The 525-nt window shown below is 72.4% G+C and carries 1 protein-coding gene and 1 pseudogene; both read left to right on the top strand.

Annotation, left to right across the window (positions count from 1 at the left end):
• A partial coding sequence (locus tag DBR34_RS23490; RefSeq protein ID WP_258224017.1) for a DUF4381 domain-containing protein occupies nucleotides 1-228 on the top strand: 228 nt, incomplete at its 5' end.
• Nucleotides 229-233: 5 nt separating this feature from the next.
• A pseudogene (locus tag DBR34_RS16340) lies at nucleotides 234-525 on the top strand (VWA domain-containing protein); the annotation flags it as partial.

The following is a 525-nucleotide window of genomic DNA, read 5'->3' as shown; positions in this document are numbered from 1 at the left end:
TTGCTGCGCCGTGCAGCGCGCGCGCATCAAACGGATGCCGAACTGCTGCAGGGCCAGGCATGGCTGGAATTCCTCGATGAACCCGGCAGCCGCGCGTTCTCCGATGGCGATGGCCGCCTGCTGCTGGACGGTGCTTACCGCCCCCGGGTGGACGCCGAGGCTGCCACCCGGCTACGGGTGCTGGCGCGCCGGCGCTTCCTCGGGCTGATGTCGGGGCGTCGCCGATGATCGCGATGCAGATACCCGAACACTGGGCTGCCTGGTTGCCCAGCTGGCTGGCATGGCTGGACACACTGGCCTGGCCGTGGATGCTGGCCGCGCTGCCGTTGCCGGTGCTGATGCACTGGTGGCCACAGCGCAGCGCCGCCGCTGCCGCGCTGCGCGTGCCGTATGCGGCGGCGCAGTTGCAGGCCCTGGGCGTCACGGCGGGGGGGCGTTCGTTCGGGCTGGGGCGGCTGGTGTTGTGGCTGGCCTGGGTCTGCCTGTGCGTGGCTGCCGCGCGCCCGCAGCAGCTGGGAGAGGCGG

Origin of the sequence: Stenotrophomonas sp. HMWF003 (genome assembly GCF_003061285.1) — a bacterium.
Classification (GTDB): domain Bacteria; phylum Pseudomonadota; class Gammaproteobacteria; order Xanthomonadales; family Xanthomonadaceae; genus Stenotrophomonas; species Stenotrophomonas maltophilia_AP.
Note: the sequence above shows the minus strand (reverse complement) of the source record. Positions and strands in the feature narration are given on the sequence as shown.